General features: G+C 68.2%; 17 protein-coding genes and 1 tRNA gene. 13 read left to right on the forward strand and 5 right to left on the reverse strand.

Annotation, left to right across the window (positions count from 1 at the left end; translation table 11 throughout):
- Positions 1–73 precede the first annotated feature (73 nt).
- From KCTC_RS11230 to KCTC_RS11280, 12 genes are all read left to right on the forward strand, one after another.
- Entirely contained in the window at positions 74–1,252 is a 1,179-nt protein-coding gene (locus tag KCTC_RS11230; RefSeq protein ID WP_164512576.1) for a hypothetical protein, read from the forward strand.
- Positions 1,253–1,354: 102 nt separating this feature from the next.
- Positions 1,355–4,846 carry a transcription-repair coupling factor gene (gene mfd, locus KCTC_RS11235; RefSeq protein WP_125569357.1) on the forward strand — a complete coding sequence of 1,164 codons (3,492 nt, stop codon included), beginning with the start codon at positions 1,355–1,357 and terminating at the stop codon, positions 4,844–4,846.
- Between the two features lie 148 nt (positions 4,847–4,994).
- On the forward strand, positions 4,995–5,591 hold the full coding sequence (locus KCTC_RS11240) for a DUF4916 domain-containing protein (protein ID WP_125569358.1): 597 nt from the start codon (positions 4,995–4,997) through the stop codon (positions 5,589–5,591).
- Positions 5,588–6,199: a MazG family protein gene (locus KCTC_RS11245; protein ID WP_125569359.1), complete on the forward strand. Its 612-nt coding sequence runs from the start codon at positions 5,588–5,590 to the stop codon at positions 6,197–6,199. Before KCTC_RS11240 ends, KCTC_RS11245 begins: the two co-directional genes overlap by 4 nt.
- Positions 6,196–6,747, forward strand: a complete 552-nt coding sequence (locus KCTC_RS11250) for a hypothetical protein (protein ID WP_125569360.1) — start codon at positions 6,196–6,198, stop codon at positions 6,745–6,747. The genes KCTC_RS11245 and KCTC_RS11250 overlap by 4 nt, the downstream gene beginning before the upstream one ends.
- Before the next feature lie 217 nt (positions 6,748–6,964).
- Positions 6,965–8,245 carry a phosphopyruvate hydratase gene (gene eno / locus KCTC_RS11255; RefSeq protein ID WP_125569361.1) on the forward strand — a complete coding sequence of 427 codons (1,281 nt, stop codon included), beginning with the start codon at positions 6,965–6,967 and terminating at the stop codon, positions 8,243–8,245.
- 275 nt (positions 8,246–8,520) lie between these two features.
- The gene (locus KCTC_RS11260; RefSeq protein WP_164512577.1) at positions 8,521–8,922 is read left to right on the forward strand and encodes an FtsB family cell division protein; all 402 of its coding nucleotides are present in this window, start codon (positions 8,521–8,523) and stop codon (positions 8,920–8,922) included.
- 40 nt (positions 8,923–8,962) lie between these two features.
- Positions 8,963–9,481 (forward strand): DUF501 domain-containing protein, encoded by a 519-nt coding sequence (locus tag KCTC_RS11265; RefSeq protein WP_125569363.1) that lies wholly within the window; start codon positions 8,963–8,965, stop codon positions 9,479–9,481.
- Positions 9,478–10,389: a Ppx/GppA phosphatase family protein gene (locus tag KCTC_RS11270; protein WP_125569364.1), complete on the forward strand. Its 912-nt coding sequence runs from the start codon at positions 9,478–9,480 to the stop codon at positions 10,387–10,389. The genes KCTC_RS11265 and KCTC_RS11270 overlap by 4 nt, the downstream gene beginning before the upstream one ends.
- Before the next feature lie 26 nt (positions 10,390–10,415).
- Positions 10,416–10,565 carry a hypothetical protein gene (locus tag KCTC_RS14755; RefSeq protein ID WP_164512578.1) on the forward strand — a complete coding sequence of 50 codons (150 nt, stop codon included), beginning with the start codon at positions 10,416–10,418 and terminating at the stop codon, positions 10,563–10,565.
- 12 nt (positions 10,566–10,577) lie between these two features.
- Positions 10,578–10,651: transfer RNA gene (locus tag KCTC_RS11275), tRNA-Leu, on the forward strand.
- Positions 10,652–10,769: 118 nt separating this feature from the next.
- Positions 10,770–11,648, forward strand: a complete 879-nt coding sequence (locus KCTC_RS11280) for a Bax inhibitor-1/YccA family protein (protein WP_125569365.1) — start codon at positions 10,770–10,772, stop codon at positions 11,646–11,648.
- A 79-nt stretch (positions 11,649–11,727) separates the two neighbouring features.
- On the opposite strand, the gene KCTC_RS11285 is transcribed toward KCTC_RS11280, so the two are convergent.
- Positions 11,728–12,663, reverse strand: coding sequence for an SGNH/GDSL hydrolase family protein (locus tag KCTC_RS11285; RefSeq protein WP_231998701.1), 936 nt, complete (start codon positions 12,661–12,663; stop codon positions 11,728–11,730).
- A 61-nt stretch (positions 12,664–12,724) separates the two neighbouring features.
- Here KCTC_RS11285 and KCTC_RS11290 point away from each other — a divergent pair, with 61 nt between their 5' ends.
- Entirely contained in the window at positions 12,725–14,110 is a 1,386-nt protein-coding gene (locus KCTC_RS11290) for a cystathionine beta-synthase (protein ID WP_125569367.1), read from the forward strand.
- Here the strand turns inward: KCTC_RS11290 and KCTC_RS11295 are convergent.
- Genes KCTC_RS11295 through KCTC_RS11305 form a run of 4 tightly spaced genes read right to left on the reverse strand, consistent with a single transcriptional unit; the run spans position 14,104 to position 15,659 of the window.
- Positions 14,104–14,484 carry a YchJ family protein gene (locus tag KCTC_RS11295; RefSeq protein WP_125569368.1) on the reverse strand — a complete coding sequence of 127 codons (381 nt, stop codon included), beginning with the start codon at positions 14,482–14,484 and terminating at the stop codon, positions 14,104–14,106. The genes KCTC_RS11290 and KCTC_RS11295 overlap by 7 nt on opposite strands.
- Positions 14,481–14,708, reverse strand: a complete 228-nt coding sequence (locus tag KCTC_RS15060; RefSeq protein ID WP_231998702.1) for a DUF167 domain-containing protein — start codon at positions 14,706–14,708, stop codon at positions 14,481–14,483. The genes KCTC_RS11295 and KCTC_RS15060 overlap by 4 nt, the downstream gene beginning before the upstream one ends.
- Positions 14,709–14,730: 22 nt before the next feature.
- On the reverse strand, positions 14,731–14,916 hold the full coding sequence (locus KCTC_RS15065) for a hypothetical protein (protein WP_231998703.1): 186 nt from the start codon (positions 14,914–14,916) through the stop codon (positions 14,731–14,733).
- Complete coding sequence (locus KCTC_RS11305; RefSeq protein ID WP_125569370.1) at positions 14,913–15,659, reverse strand: COG4280 domain-containing protein; 747 nt, start codon at positions 15,657–15,659, stop codon at positions 14,913–14,915. The genes KCTC_RS15065 and KCTC_RS11305 overlap by 4 nt, the downstream gene beginning before the upstream one ends.

The raw sequence follows: 15,659 nt of genomic DNA on the forward strand, positions 1-15,659 counted from the left end.
CCGGCCCGGGCGCGGATTCCGCTTGGCCTGAGCGCCGCTCCGATGAGCCGGCGGGACCGAGATGGAGGGAACCATGACCCGACGATTCCGTTACGCCGTCGCCGGATGCCTCGCCGCAGCCACGATGCTTGGCGCGTACGCCGTCGGCACCGACGGATCTGCGTCCGCCGCGACCGGTGCGAGCGGACTCTATGGCTACTCCATTCAGGACCAGAAAGACTTCTCCACCTACGTGAAGCTCGCTTCCACGGGCGGGTCGAGGACGCTCCGGATGGTGGTTCCCTGGGCCTCGGTGCAGCCGACCAAGTCCGCGTACAACTGGAGCTTCTTCGACGCCACCGTCGGCATCGCCGCCGACGACCACCAGCGGATGCTGCTGGTCGTCGGTCAGAGCCCCAGTTGGGCCAGCGGAGTCTCAACGTCGTTGCCGAACTGGGAGTGGTACCCGCCGAAGGACCCCAGCACCTACGGGACCTTCGTCCACGCGGTCCTGCTGCGGTACGGCGCCACGGGCTCGTACTGGACCAGTCACCCGAGCGTGCCGAAGTCGCCGGTGGTCGGCATCGAGGTCTGGAATGAGCCGAACCTCAAGGATTTCTGGGAGAGCGGGCCCAACCCGAGCGCCTACGCCAAGCTCGTGATCGCCGCGTACAACGCCACCCGGACGACTCCGCAGGTGGCCCCGATCGTGGCGGGATCACTCGCGCCCATCGGCGGCTACAACGACGCCAACTGTGACGGGACGGGTGACGGTGGGGTCAGCAGCCGCGGCGTGAACCAGGTCAACTTCGTGGAGCGCATGTACGCCGCGGGCGCGCACGGGTATTTCGACGCCCTCTCGGTGCACCCCTACAACTTCTGGCGCAACGCCACGGCCGCCCAGATGCTCACGTACAACAAGTGCTCTGCTTGGAGCGAGATGTACCAGACACCCGTGAACATTCGCAGGCTGATGGCTGCCCAGGGCGACGGCGCCAAGAAGACGTGGATCACCGAGGCCGGTGCGCCCACGTGCGTGGCGCGAGCCACGTACCAGTGCGTCAGTGAGGCCGAGCAGGCGAAACTCGCGACCGCGGAGGTCGCGGCGTGGAAAAGCTGCGCGTGGGCGGGCAACTACTACTGGTACGACCTGCGAGACGATTCCAGCACGTCGCCGACGTGGTTCTCCGACCAGGAACACCACTTCGGTGTCGCGCACGCGAACAACGCGCACAAGCCGGTCTGGCAGGCCCTGAAGACCGCGTTCGGGTAGGCCGCCGGGCTCGTCGCCGGCGCGCTCCTCGGCCGCCTAGACTGAGCCCATCACCCCCTGTCCGGCTGGTCAGGGGGCACATCGTGTTGCGCAGGAGTCGTGGTGTCGCTCGTCCCGATCGCTGATCTGGTCCTGTCCGAGAAGGTCGTACGCGCCTCGCTCGACGAGGCGAGCGGCGGCCGCGTACTCGCCCTGGATCTGACCGGCCCAGAGGCGCTGCGTCCGTTCGCCACCGTCGGCCTGGTCCGCGAGGGACGCCTGGTGGTCGTCGTGACCGCGACGTCGCGAGAGGCCGAGACGCTCGTGGCCGACCTCGGCGACGTGATGTCCTCCGAGGAGGTCGCCTACTACCCGAGTTGGGAGACGCTTCCGCATGAGCGGCTGTCCCCGCGAGCGGACACGGTCGGTCGTCGGCTCGCGGCGCTGCGGCGGCTGAAGCATCCGGAGGGGGCGCCGATCCGGGTGCTGGTCACGACGGTGCGGTCGGTCTTGCAGCCGCAGGTGAAGGGGCTCGCCGATCTCGAACCGGTGGCTGTGGTTCCCGGGCAGACGGCCGAACTCGACGCCATCGTCCGCGGACTGGTCGACGCCGCGTACACCCGGGTCGACCTCGTCGAGAAGCGTGGTGAGTTCGCGGTCCGCGGCGGGATCGTGGATGTCTTCCCGCCGACTGAGGAGCACCCGATCCGGGTCGAGTTCTTCGGCGACGAGGTCGACGAGATCCGGTCCTTCTCGGTGGCCGACCAGCGGACGGTCGCGACCCTGGACCGGATGTGGGCGCCGCCATGTCGCGAGCTTCTCCTCACCGAGGAGGTACGCGCTCGCGCAAAGGCATTGGGCGAGACCCATCCGACCCTGGTCGAACTGACCGACAAACTCGCCCAGGGCATCGCGGTCGAAGGCATGGAGTCGCTCGCACCCGTCCTCACCGACGACATGGAACTCCTGGTCGATCTCCTGCCCGACGAGTCGACCGTGCTGATCCTCGACCCCGAGCGCGTACGCCGCCGGGCCGCGGATCTGGTGACCACCAGTGAGGAGTTCCTGGCGGCCTCCTGGGCTGTCGCAGCGAGCGGGGGACAGGCGCCGATCGACCTCGGCGCGGCCAGCTATCGCGATCTCGAGGACGTACGCGCCACGGCGATCGCCCGCGGCGTGCCGTGGTGGACGCTCGGTCCGTTCGGCGGGGAGGCCGACGCCGGGGTCACCTGGCAGGCGCCGGCGGGTTACCGGGGTGACTGGGCGAAGGCTTCTGCCGACATTCGCTCGTGGATCGAGGCCGAATGGCGCGTGGTCATCGTGCAACCCGGTCACGGCCCGGCGCAGCGTACGGTCGAGGCGCTCGGTGAGGCCGATATAGCGAGCCGATACATCGAGCCCGGTGAGGAGTGGACGCCGCGCCTCCGGGTCGTCAGCGTCGTCCAGGGAGCCCTGTCGGAGGGCTTCATCGATGAGGACGGCAAGCTCGTCGTGTTGACCGCCGAGGACCTCAGCGGCACCCGGACCGCCAGCCGCGACCTGGGCAAGATGCCCGTACGCCGCAAGCGCCAGATCGATCCCTTGGAACTCAAGACCGGCGACTACGTCGTGCACGAGCAGCACGGCGTCGGCCGGTTCGTGGAGATGAAGCAGCGCGAGGTCAGCGGTGCGACTCGTGAGTACCTCGTCCTTGAGTACGGAGCCAGCAAGCGTGGCGCTCCGCCGGACCGGCTCTACGTGCCGGCCGATGCGCTCGACCAGGTCACCAGGTACGTCGGCGGTGAGGCTCCGAGCCTGGACCGCCTCGGCGGTGGCGACTGGACCGCTCGCAAGGCCAGGGCGCGCAAGGCGGTCAAGGAGATCGCGGCGGAGCTCATCAAGCTCTACGCCGCCCGCCAAGCCACCAAGGGGTACGCATTCGGCCCGGACACCCCGTGGCAGCGCGAGCTCGAGGACGCCTTCGCGTACGTCGAGACCGCGGACCAGCTGTCGACCGTCGACGAGGTCAAGGCCGACATGATGAAGACCACCCCGATGGATCGTCTGATCTGCGGCGACGTGGGTTACGGCAAGACCGAGATCGCGGTACGCGCCGCGTTCAAGGCCGTCCAGGACGGCAAGCAGGTCGCGGTCCTGGTGCCCACGACCCTGTTGGTGACCCAGCACCTGGCCACCTTCAGCGAGCGGATGAGCGGCTTCCCCGTACGGCTGGAGGGTCTCAGCAGGTTCCAGACCGACAAGGAGGCCAAGGCGGTCCAGGCCGGGCTGGCGGACGGCTCGATCGACGTCGTCGTCGGCACCCACCGCCTGTTCAACGCCGACACCAGGTTCAAGGATCTCGGGCTGATCATCGTCGACGAGGAGCAGCGATTCGGCGTCGAGCACAAGGAGCAGATGAAGCGGCTGCGTACGTCCGTCGACGTGCTCTCCATGTCCGCGACCCCGATCCCGCGCACGCTCGAGATGGCGATCACCGGCATCCGCGAGATGTCGACCATCGCCACTCCGCCCGAAGAGCGGCACCCGGTCCTCACCTACGTCGGTGCCTACGAGGACCGCCAGGTCGTCGCTGCCGTACGCCGCGAACTGCTGCGTGACGGCCAGGTGTTCTACATCCACAACCGGGTGCAGTCGATCGAGAAGGCCGCGGCGCGACTGCGCGAACTCGTCCCCGAGGCCCGGGTCGCCACCGCGCACGGCCAGATGAACGAGAAGCAGTTGGAGCAGGTCATGCTCGACTTCTGGGAGCGGAAGTTCGACCTCCTCGTCTGTACGACCCTCGTCGAGTCCGGTCTCGACGTCTCCAACGCCAACACGATGATCATCGAGCGCGCCGACATGCTCGGCCTCTCGCAGTTGCACCAACTCAGGGGTCGTGTCGGTCGCTCCCGCGAGCGCGCGTACGCGTACTTCCTCTATCCGGGGGAGAAGCCACTCACCGAGACCGCTCACGAGCGGCTGGCGACGTTGGCCCAGCACTCGGATCTGGGCGGCGGCATGGCGATCGCGATGAAGGACCTGGAGATCCGTGGCGCCGGCAACCTGCTGGGCGGGGAACAGTCCGGGCACATCGCCGACGTCGGCTTCGATCTTTATGTCCGTCTGGTCGGCGAGGCCGTCCAGGACTTCCGCGGGGACGGGACGCCGGAGCTGGGCGAGGTCCGGATCGAACTGCCGATCGACGCCCATCTGCCACACGGCTACATCGGATCCGAGCGGTTGCGGCTCGAGATGTACAAGCGGCTCGCCGAAGTGCGTACCGACGCCGACGTCGAGGCGATCGAGGCCGAGCTGAAGGATCGTTACGGTGACCCGCCCCTGGTCGTCCTGGCCCTCCTCCAGGTGGCCCGCTTCCGCGCCCGTGCCCGGAAGGCCGGGGTCAGCGAGATCACCATCGCCGGCAAGAACGTACGACTGTTCCCGGTCACGCTTCCGGAGTCCAAGCAGATACGCCTCCAGCGCCTCTATCCGAAGTCGCTGATCAAGGCACCCGTCGAGACGATCCTCGTACCGCGCCCCGTCTCGGACACGTTCCCGGTCAAGCCGCTCGAAGGCCTCGCGCTGCTGCAGTGGCTGCGTCAACTGATTGACGCCGTCGTCGACCCCGCGGACTGACGGTTCCCGAGTCGGGGAGGGACCCCTCGTCGCCAAGTGGAACCGCCGCGCGCGCCTTGCTCGCTTCGCTCGCTCGTGGGCGCGTCGGCCCCAAGGCTCTGAGGGGTCCCTCCCCGACTCGGGAACCGTCAGGTCGTAGGGTCGTCGCATGACGATGGAGGCATTCGGCGAGGAGAACTTCGGCGAGGATCCACTGGACCTGTCGAATGCGGGGATGCCCGACGTCGATCGTCAACCGGGGTGGCTCAGCACCCAGCAGCTGAACCAGGTACGAGCCCAGGTCCCGATCCTCTATGTCGAGGCCCTGCCGGTACGCATGGAGCCGGACGGCCGCGTCAGCGAAGTCGGTCTCCTGCTGCGTGGAAGTCCGACCACCGGCCAGATCACCCGCAGCCTGGTCAGTGGCCGCGTCCATCACGGAGAGTCCCTGAGGGACGCGCTGATGCGCCATCTCGAGAAGGATCTCGGCCCCTCGGCCTTCCCGAGCCTGCCGCTCAGCATCGTTCCGGTGGCGCTGAGCGAGTACTTCCCGTGGCCCGGCGAGCGTTTCGACCTGCGGCAGCATGCGGTCGCGCTCGCGTACGTGGTTCCGGTGACCGGTATCTGCGAGCCTCGGCAGGACGCGCTCGAGCTCACCTGGATGTCACCCGCGAGTGCGGCGAGCGATCACGTCGCCGACGAACTCGAGGGCGGTCGCGGCGCGCTGCTGCGCCAACTGCTGCACCACTTGGGCGTCCTGGGATGACCAACCGGTCGGCTCAGGACGGCGCCGGCGCCGGCCTCGTCGACTTCCTGCACCTCATGCGTCGGATGCGCGCCGAGGACGCGTGGAAGGCAGCGCAGAGCCACCGTTCTCTGGCTCGTTATCTCCTCGAGGAGGCCCACGAGACCGTCGAGGCGATCGAATCCGGCGACCTCGAGCACCTCAAGGAAGAACTGGGTGACCTGCTGCTGCAGGTCTACTTCCAGGTGGTCATCGCCGAGGACGCCGGCGAGTTCACCATGGACGACGTCGTGGATGAGTTGACGGCGAAGATGGTCCGCCGCAACCCGCACATCTTCGAGCCGGGCGAGGGGCCGCGCCCGACGTACGACGAACTCGTCGAGTCCTGGCAGGCGGTCAAGACCGCCGAGAAGCCTCACCGCAGCTCGCCCGCTGACGGCATCCCGGCCTCGCTCCCGGCCCTCCTCTACGCCGACAAGGTGCTCAACCGGACCACCTACATCCCTGGGGACGGCGAGCTCGGTGACCGCTTGTTGGCGCTCGCGGCCGAGGCGCATGAGCAGGGCCTGGATCCCGAGCAGGAGTTGCGCGAGGCGGTACGCCGGCTGGTCGATCAGCCGCCGGCGTGAAGCCGCTCATCGCCGGGTTGGCGGCGTTGACTGCGCTCTCCGGCTGCGGTGCGGTGGCGGACCGGGGCGCGCCGGCACCGACTCCGAGCCCGGCGCATCGCAGCGTCCACCGGGGTGCTCCCCAGGTGACCCTTCGTGACCCGACACTGGCCGCCCGGGTGTGGCAGGTGACCTCGGCCGTGACCAGACCCGGCGGAGTGGTCGTGATCGGCATTGACGACATCGCCCTCACGACCGCCGACCATCGGGCGATCCCCGGCACGCTCGCACTGGCGCGGGAGTCCGTGGCGTGGGGGAGATCGGTGCTCTACCTGACCGTCAATCCTGACGCCGGCGGGATCCGGCAGGACCTCGTACGCGCCGGGTATCCGAAGGGTGAGTTGTGGACGCCGGCGACCGCGCCGTGGTGCGGTCGACACATCTCCGACGGCGCATTCCGCGCCGCCTGCATCTCGTACGAGGCACGCAAGCGCGACGTCATCCTGTGGCTCACCCGCGGGCAGCAACTCCCCACGCCGGCGGACAGGACGTACGCCTTCGCCGGCTGACCTCCGACGAGCCGTGGAGGCACGGCAACGAACGCGACCGAGATCGGTGTCGGATTGGGGGAGACACCGAGCTCGGTCGCTGCGTACAGGGTGGACCATCGGTGGCCACGTTGTCAGTAGATTCGGCACGGTTTCGGAAAATCTGGCGGTGTCCCTGCCCCGCGGCGCACCTACTAGGCTGCTGCAGTCGCCCCCACACACTTGTAGGAGTACCCACGTGGCCGCCATTGAAGCTGTTGGAGCTCGCGAGATCCTCGACTCCCGAGGCAACCCGACCGTCGAGGTCGAGGTCCTGCTCGAGGACGGGACCTTCGCCCGCGCCGCCGTCCCCAGCGGTGCCTCCACCGGCGCCTTCGAAGCCGTCGAGTTGCGCGACGGCGACGCCCGTTACGGCGGCAAGGGTGTCCAGAAGGCCGTCCAGGCGGTCCTCGACGTCCTCGGCCCGGCCATCGAGGGCATGGACGCCGACGACCAGCGCGAGATCGACCAGGTCATGCTCGACGCCGACGGTACGCACAACAAGGCTCAGCTGGGCGCGAACTCCATCCTCGGCGTCTCGCTCGCCGTGGCCCGTGCTGCTGCCGACAGCGCCGGCTTGCCGCTGTACCGCTACGTCGGTGGCCCGAACGCGCACGTACTCCCCGTCCCGATGATGAACATCCTCAACGGTGGCGCCCACGCCGACACCAACGTGGACATCCAGGAGTTCATGATCGCCCCGATCGGTGCGGCCACGTTCTCCGAGGCACTGCGCGTCGGCGCCGAGGTCTACCAGGTCCTCAAGAAGGTGCTGCACAAGAAGGGCCTCGCGACCGCTGTCGGCGACGAGGGTGGTTTCGCGCCGAACCTCGAGTCGAACCGTGCCGCGCTCGACCTGATCGCCGAGGCGATCAAGGAGGCCGGGTACGAGTTGGGCAAGGACGTCGTCCTCGCACTCGACGTCGCCGCGACCGAGTTCTGCAAGGACGGTCTCTACACCTTCGAGGGTCAGCAGAAGACGGCCGCCGAGATGATCGCGTACTACAGCGAACTCGTCGACAACTACCCGATCGTCTCCATCGAGGACCCGCTCGACGAGGAGGACTGGGACGGCTGGAAGCAGATCACGGACCAGCTCGGCAGCAGGACCCAGCTCGTCGGCGACGACCTCTTCGTCACCAACGTCGAGCGTCTGCAGCGAGGCATCGCGGGTGGTCAGGCCAACGCGATGCTCGTCAAGGTCAACCAGATCGGTTCGCTCACCGAGACCCTCGACGCGGTCGAGCTGGCGCACCGGTCGGGCTACCGCAACATGATGAGCCACCGTTCGGGCGAGACCGAGGACACGACCATCGCCGATCTCGCGGTCGCCACCAACTGCGGTCAGATCAAGACCGGTGCCCCGGCCCGCTCCGAGCGCGTCGCGAAGTACAACCAGCTGCTCCGCATCGAGGAAGAGCTAGGCGAGGCCGCCCGCTACGCAGGTCCTTCAGCCTTTCCTCGTTTCCGCTCGGTCTGACGGTCCGTCGTCGGCGTTCTCGTCGCTCGACGGCCCTTAAGGCCGCCTTCGCTCCTCGGCCTTGACGCCGTACGCGTCACCCGAGCGGAGGATTCCCTCACATCGGCCCCGGTGCGTGTCACGCCCGGGGCCGATGAGCGTTCTGGGCGAGAATCGAGCACATGCCCTCCCGTCCGACCCGTCGCCCCGCGCGTCCGGCGTCGCGACGTCCCGTTCGGCGTACGACGGGTCAACAACCCCAGGTGGCTCGCCCACGGCCGAGGATGACCGGCCGGATGGTCGTCGTAGTCCTGATCGCCTTCGGCCTCGCGGTGTCGTACGCGTCGTCCCTCAAGGCGTATCTGCGCCAGCGGGATGCGTTGAACGCCCTCGAGGTCCAGATCGAGCAGCTGCAGTCAGGCAACGCGATCACCCGGGACCAGATCAAGCGGTTCGGTGACCCGAATTACATCAAGATCCTGGCGCACCAACAGCTCGGCTATGTCATGCCGGGCGAGATCGCGTACACGGCGCTGGATGCCAAGGGCAACAAGATCAATCCGCAGGCTCAACTCGACAACCAGAGCAGCGTCGGTGTGCAGCAGGCCCCCACGGCATGGTGGACTACCGTCCAGGCTTCGATCTACGCGGCCGGGCATCCGACGGCACCGACCCCGGCGGCAAACCTGAATCATTAGTGGTCCCGGGTGTGACCACCTCGAACCACTAGGAGTCACTGTGAGCATCGACCCGGCAGACATTGCCGCGATCGAGGCCCAACTGGGGCGCGTTCCCCGTGGGATCGCCGGCATCGGTCACCGTTGCGGGTGTGGTCTCCCCGACGTGGTGACCACTGAGCCTCGGCTCCCCGACGGCACACCGTTCCCCACGACGTACTACCTGACGTGCCCGCGAGCGGCGTCACGCATCGGCACCCTCGAGGGTGGCGGCACGATGAAGGAGATGCAGGACCGGCTCGGCACCGATCCTGAGCTCGCTGGGGCGTACCGCAAGGCTCACGAGGCCTACCTGGCTGCTCGCGCAGAGCTCGGGACCGTCGAGGAGATCGCAGGTATCTCCGCCGGTGGCATGCCCGATCGCGTGAAGTGCCTCCACGTGCTGGCGGGTCAGTCGCTCGCGCAGGGCCCGGGCGTCAATCCGCTGGGTGACGAGGTGCTCGAGGAACTGGGCGCATGGTGGGCCACTGGTCCGTGCGTCGACGTCCCGACAGGCCCGGCCGGCGAGGATCCGGCGTGACTCGCGTCGCTGCGGTCGACTGCGGCACCAACACGATCCGCCTCCTGATCGTCGACTCCGAGGGCATCGAGTACGCCCGCGAGTCGATCGTCGTCCGCCTGGGGCAGGGCGTGGACCGTACCGGCGAACTTGCCCCGGAGGCCTTGGAGCGGACCTTCGCCGCGATCGAGACGTACGCCGAGCTGATCCGCGTCCACCGCGCCGAGAAGATCCGGTTCGTGGCCACCTCGGCGACTCGCGATGCGACCAACGCGGCCGAGTTCGTTGCCGGCGTCGAGGCGCGGCTGGGGGTGGCGCCCGATGTCGTGACCGGCGACGAGGAAGCGGCTCTCGCGTTCGCAGGCGCCACTGCTGCCCTCGGCGCCGACACCGCGCGTCCGGTGCTGGTCTTCGACGTCGGCGGCGGCTCGACCGAACTCATCCGCGGAGCCGTCGCCAGCGACGAGGTCCGCGGCGCGTACTCGATGCAGATCGGATCCGTACGCCTCACGGAGCGGCATTTCCGCGAGGACCCACCGTCGATGGACGAGATCAGTGCGGTCGTACGCGACATCGACGACGCCCTCGACCAGTGCCCGATCGACCCGTCCCGGCCGCTGACCGTGATCGGGGTCGCCGGCACCGTGATCCAGCTGGCGGTCGGCGCACTCGGGCTCGAGGCGTACGACCGCGCCCAGGTCGACCAGGCGCGGGTACCACTCCCGGCGATGCAGAAGACGATCGAGCAACTCCTCGGCATGACGATCGACGAGCGGCTGGCGCTGCCGTGGATGCACCCGGGCCGCGCCGACGTCATCGCGGCGGGTGGGCTGATCGTCTCGCGCATCCTGCGACGGGTGAGCGTCGAGGAACTCGTGGTGTCCGAGTCCGACATCCTCGACGGCATCGCCCAGTCCCTTCTCGGCTGATCAGACCCGATGGAAGGATGGGCTGCGTGAAGAAGCTCCTCGCCCTGGCGCTGGTCGCCGGCGCAGCCGTCGCAGTCGCTCGTCGCCCTGAAGTCAAGGACGCGGTCGTACGCGCCATCGACGACCCTCGCTTCCAGCGAGTTCTGGCGACGGCCAGGACCAGGGCGAGCCGATAAGGACGGTTACCTACCCCGGTGTCCCAATCGGCAGAGGAGGGCGCCTTAAAAGCGCCTAGTTGCGGGTTCGAGTCCCGCCCGGGGTACTCATGAATTTCTCAGGAACGATCGACCGAGCTCGTACGTTCTTCTTCGTGAAGGGTCCTACGATGGATCTGAGGTGACCACCACCGCGGTGAGCACCAGGCCTCCAAGGAGGAGACCATGCGCAGCAACAACCCGATCTTCAATCGCGCCGAGGGCTTCAACAAGGCTCCGAGCGTGAACATGTACGGCAACACCACCTACGCGGGCAACGGCGCGGGTTACACCGGTTTCGGTACGCCGCAGGCCGGAGGCACGACCTTCGCGCCGACCGCGCCGACGCCGGTCATGACGATGGACTCCGTCGTACGCGCCAGCGCGATCACCTTCGGCACGGTCCTGGTCACCGCGATCCTGACCTGGGTGCTGACGCCGGCGCTGACTCGTGTCGTTGACGACACCACCGGCAAGATGGTGGTGGTCGGCGACTACGCACCGCTGTTCGCTGCGCTCACCGTCGGCTCGGGCCTGGCCTTCGTGATGTCGCTGGTGAACTCGTTCAAGCGCACGATCAGCCCCGCGCTCGTGATCGTCTTCGCGGCCGCTGAGGGTGTGGCGATCGGCGCGATCAGCAAGTTCGTCGACGTCCAGTTCGCGCATGGCATCGTGATCCAGGCGGTCCTCGGCACCTTCGCAGCTTTCGCCGGCACGCTGGCTGCCTACAAGTACTTCAACATCAAGGTGGGCAACAAGTTCCGTACCGGTGTCATCGCTGCGATGTTCGGCATGGTCGGACTGGCCATGATCGACCTGGTGATGGGCATCTTCGGCGGAAGCACCCACCTGTTCGGCTTCTCGGGCATCGGCATGATCACGGCCGTCCTCGGCATTGTGATCGGTGTCTTCATGCTGATCCTCGACTACGACCAGGTCGAGAACGGGATCGCCAACGGCCTTCCTGAGAGCGAGTCCTGGCGGGCGGCCTTCGGCCTCACCGTCAGCCTCGTCTGGATCTACACCAACCTGCTGCGGTTGCTGTCGATCCTCAACCAGCGCTGAGCCCAGAACGACGAAGCCCCGCCTCCGAGATGGAGGCGGGGCTTCGTCGTTCTTCGGGTCTGGTGCGCACAAGACGGCGTCAGCGGCGGCCGGCAGTGGCCCAGATGCGTCCCAGGCGGCCCCGCGGGCGCGGCGTGGGACCGAGTTCGGTGCCCGGTCGGTTGGCTGCCATCGCGGCCGCAGCCGCGATCGGGATCGCCGTGCCGCCGAGGTAGGTCTCCAGAGTCGCCCGGCTGTCATCGAGCAGACCGAGTGCGGCCAGCGAGGCGGGGACCAACACGTTGGCCAGGCGTTCGTACCCGGCAGCCGACGGGTGGAAGCGGTCGGGGCCGAACAGGAAGTCCGGGTGCGCCTTGAACTCCGGTCCGAGGATGTCCGCGAGCGAGACCGTACGTCCGCCGGCCTTCACGACGTAGATCGACTGCTCGAACGCGATCCGTCGCGACCAGGCGCGTACGACATGCCTCAGCGGCGGGAGGATCGGGCCGATCGTCCCCAGGTCGGGGCATGTGCCGACCAGGACGGCGCAGCCCGAGTCGAGCAGCGAGGAGACCGCACGGACCAGGTGCCGCCGCGACTGCGACGGACGCACCATGTGCACCACGTCGTTGGCGCCGACCAGGATCACGGCGAGATCGGCGCGCTCGGCGATCGCCTGGCGTACCTGCGCGCCGAGATCGGAGGCCATCGCGCCGACCACGGTGAGGTCGTGGAAGTGGACCGGGCGTCCGGTGCGCTCCATCAGCCCTTCGGCCAACAGCGTCCCGGGTGTCTCCTCGAGCTTGTCCAGGCCGTACCCGGCAGCACTCGAGTCGCCGAGGAGCGCCACCTTCAGCGGAGTGCCGTCGAGATCGCGCCCGAAGACGCCGGTGGAGTTCGGCGGTTCGGGGAGGGGTACGCCGTTGATGACCCGGAGGCTGACCCGGCCCTCGGCGAACATGACGCCGAAGGTCAGCAGACTCAGGCCGACGCCCCAGCGGGCGGCGCGAGCCGTCCGTCGGGTCAGCTTGTTCACGGCGTCCACTGTAGGAGGTCGACGAGACGGCATTCGGAGCCGGCCTCGGTAGTGTCGTCACGTGGAGTACGTCGACTCGATCCTTGACCTGATCGGCAACACCCCGTTGGTGCGGCTCAACCGCGCGCTGGACGGTCTGGAGGACGGTCCGATCGTCCTGGCGAAGGTGGAGTACCTCAATCCCGGCGGGTCTGTGAAGGACCGGATCGCGTCGCGGATGATCGAGGCTGCCGAGGCCAGCGGCGCCCTCAAGCCCGGTGGCGCGATCGTCGAGCCGACCAGCGGGAACACCGGTGTCGGCCTCGCTCTGGAGGCCCAGCGCCGCGGTTACAAGTGCGTGTTCGTCTGCCCCGACAAGGTGTCCGAGGACAAGCGCAACGTGCTCAAGGCGTACGGCGCCGAGGTCGTGGTCTGCCCGACTGCGGTCCCGCCGGAGCACCCCGACTCCTACTACAACGTGTCCGACCGGCTCGCCTCGCAGCCGGGGGCGTGGAAGCCGGACCAGTACTCCAACCCGCACAATCCGCGGTCGCACTACGAGACGACCGGTCCCGAGATCTGGCAGCAGACCGAGGGCAAGGTCACCCATTTCGTGGCAGGCGTCGGCACCGGCGGCACGATCAGTGGCATCGGCCGCTACCTCAAGGAACAGAACCCGGACGTGCAGATCATCGGCGCCGACCCTGAGGGTTCGGTCTACTCCGGTGGCACCGGTCGGCCGTACCTCGTCGAGGGCGTCGGCGAGGACTTCTGGCCGGAGACGTACGACCGCACCGTGGCCGACCGGATCATCGAGGTGGTCGATGCCGACTCGTTCGCGTACACGCGTCGCCTCGCGCGCGAGGAGGGGCTGCTGGTCGGTGGCTCCAGTGGGATGGCCGCGTACGCCGCCCGCCAACTCGCCCACGAACTCAGCCGTTCGGGCCGTACGGATGCCGTCATCGTCGTGCTGCTGCCGGACTCGGGCCGCGGCTACCTGACCAAGGTGTTCAACGACGCGTGGCTGTCGCAGTACGGCTTCGCCACGGGCTCCGAGGCCTCGTCCCAGACCGTCGGGGAGGTGCTGCGTGGCAAGGACGGCCGACTGCCCGACCTGGTCCACACGCACCCCGCAGAGACGGTCGCGGAGGCCGTGCATATCCTGCGCGAGTACGGCGTTTCGCAGATGCCGGTGGTCCGTGCCGAACCGCCGATCGTGGCGGCCGAGGTGGCTGGTTCGGTGTCGGAGAGGACCCTGCTCGAGGCCCTCTTCACGGGCCAGGCCAAACTGACCGACCTCGTCGAGAAGCACATGAGCGCGCCGCTGCCGTCGATCGGCTCCACCGAGCCTGCCACGGCCGCCGCCCAGGTGCTCGAGACGTCAGACGCGCTGCTGGTGCACGAGGACGGCAAGCCGGTCGGTGTCCTCACGCGGGCGGATCTGCTCGCGACGCTCGCGACTCACTGATCCTCGACGTCGCCCACGACGTAGAACCAACGTCCGGCCCGCCGCTCAAAGAGGCTGCGCTCGGTCATCGTGCCGAACGTGCCGTCGGCGGCGCGGTAGTGGGCGCTGAACTCCACCCAGTCGTCGCCATGCCCGTGCACCTCCAGGCCGGTCCACGTCAGACCGCCGCCCTCGATCGATTCCGGCCGCGTACGCGGGTGCCAGGTGGCCAGGACGTAGTTGAGCAATTCAGGGTCGAATGCGCCGAGTGCGTACGCGCTGTAGCGACTGCGCATCAGCTCCTCGGGTGTCTGCGCGAGCGCCGCGCCGCGGTGCAGTCGTCCGCAGCACAAGTCGTACCGAAGCCCGGACCCGCACGGGCAGGTCGCGATCACTCGTCCACCGCGATCAGTTTCGACCGGCTCGTGTGGCCGCGAACGATGTCGATGCGCGACCTGGGGACGCCGAAATGGTCGGCGAGCAATCGGATCACGCCGTCGTTGGCGGCGCCGTCGACAGCCCGCTCGCGCACGTAGATCGTGAGGGAACCGTCCGCTGAGGCCTCCACGAGCGGGCCCTTCTTCGAGCCGGGCTTCACCGTGATCCCGTAGCGCGTCACGCCACGATCGTAGGCGGACCGGCTACTTCCGGATCGCGCGCCACAATGTGTACGGCAGAGCCAGCAGCAGCACGATCGGGACCACGAACCAGGCGGAGGAGCCGTGGTGGGCGAGATACCAGGTGGCGGCCATGCCCAGGACGACGGCGACAGCGACCTGCCAGTCATCGCCCACGAAGAAGTCGTAGAAGAACCTCAGGACCTTCACGCGGTCACCTCCTGACGTGCCCGGATGGTCCGCAGCCCGATGACCAGGACGAGCGCGAAGCCGGCGATCGCCGGGATCAGCCAGAGCAGCGAAGCGTCGTCGCCCGGCCAGCTCGCATGTGCACCCTCTGCGCCCCAGAAGGCTCCGTACGCAGTGAGCATGATCCCGACAGCGAACTTCATGGTGTTCTCCGGCACCCGCGACAACGGCGCGCGTACGGCCACCCCGGCGATCGCCACCAGAATGACTCCGGCGGCTCCGGCCAGGGCCGCGACGCCGAGTCGGTGCTGGTTGGCGCCGAAGGTCACCACGATCAGGACGACCTCGAGCCCTTCGAGGACGACCGCCTTGAAACACAGGACGAATGAGTACCAATCAGCGATCGCGCCGCGCGTGATCGTCTGGGCGGCCCGCGCCTCGGCGAGCTCACGGCGGAAGATCGCGTCCTCGTCGTGCAGAGCCTTGTAGCCGCTCGCACGCAGGATCGCCTTGCGCAGCCACTGGAGTCCGAAGATCAGCAGGATCGTGCCGACGAACAGGCGCAGCGGGTTGAGCGGGATCTGGTTGACCGACGGGCCGAGGATCGCGCAGACCGCGGCGAGAAGCAGCAGGCCGACAGCCGTGCCCTGAAGGCTGGAGCGCCAGTCGCGGGCGGTGCCGGCAGCCAGGATGATCGTGACGGCCTCGACGGCCTCCACGACGCAGGCCAGGAGCACCGCGATGACGAGTGCGTACGTAGTCAC

Source organism: Nocardioides baekrokdamisoli (assembly GCF_003945325.1).
GTDB lineage: Bacteria > Actinomycetota > Actinomycetes > Propionibacteriales > Nocardioidaceae > Nocardioides > Nocardioides baekrokdamisoli.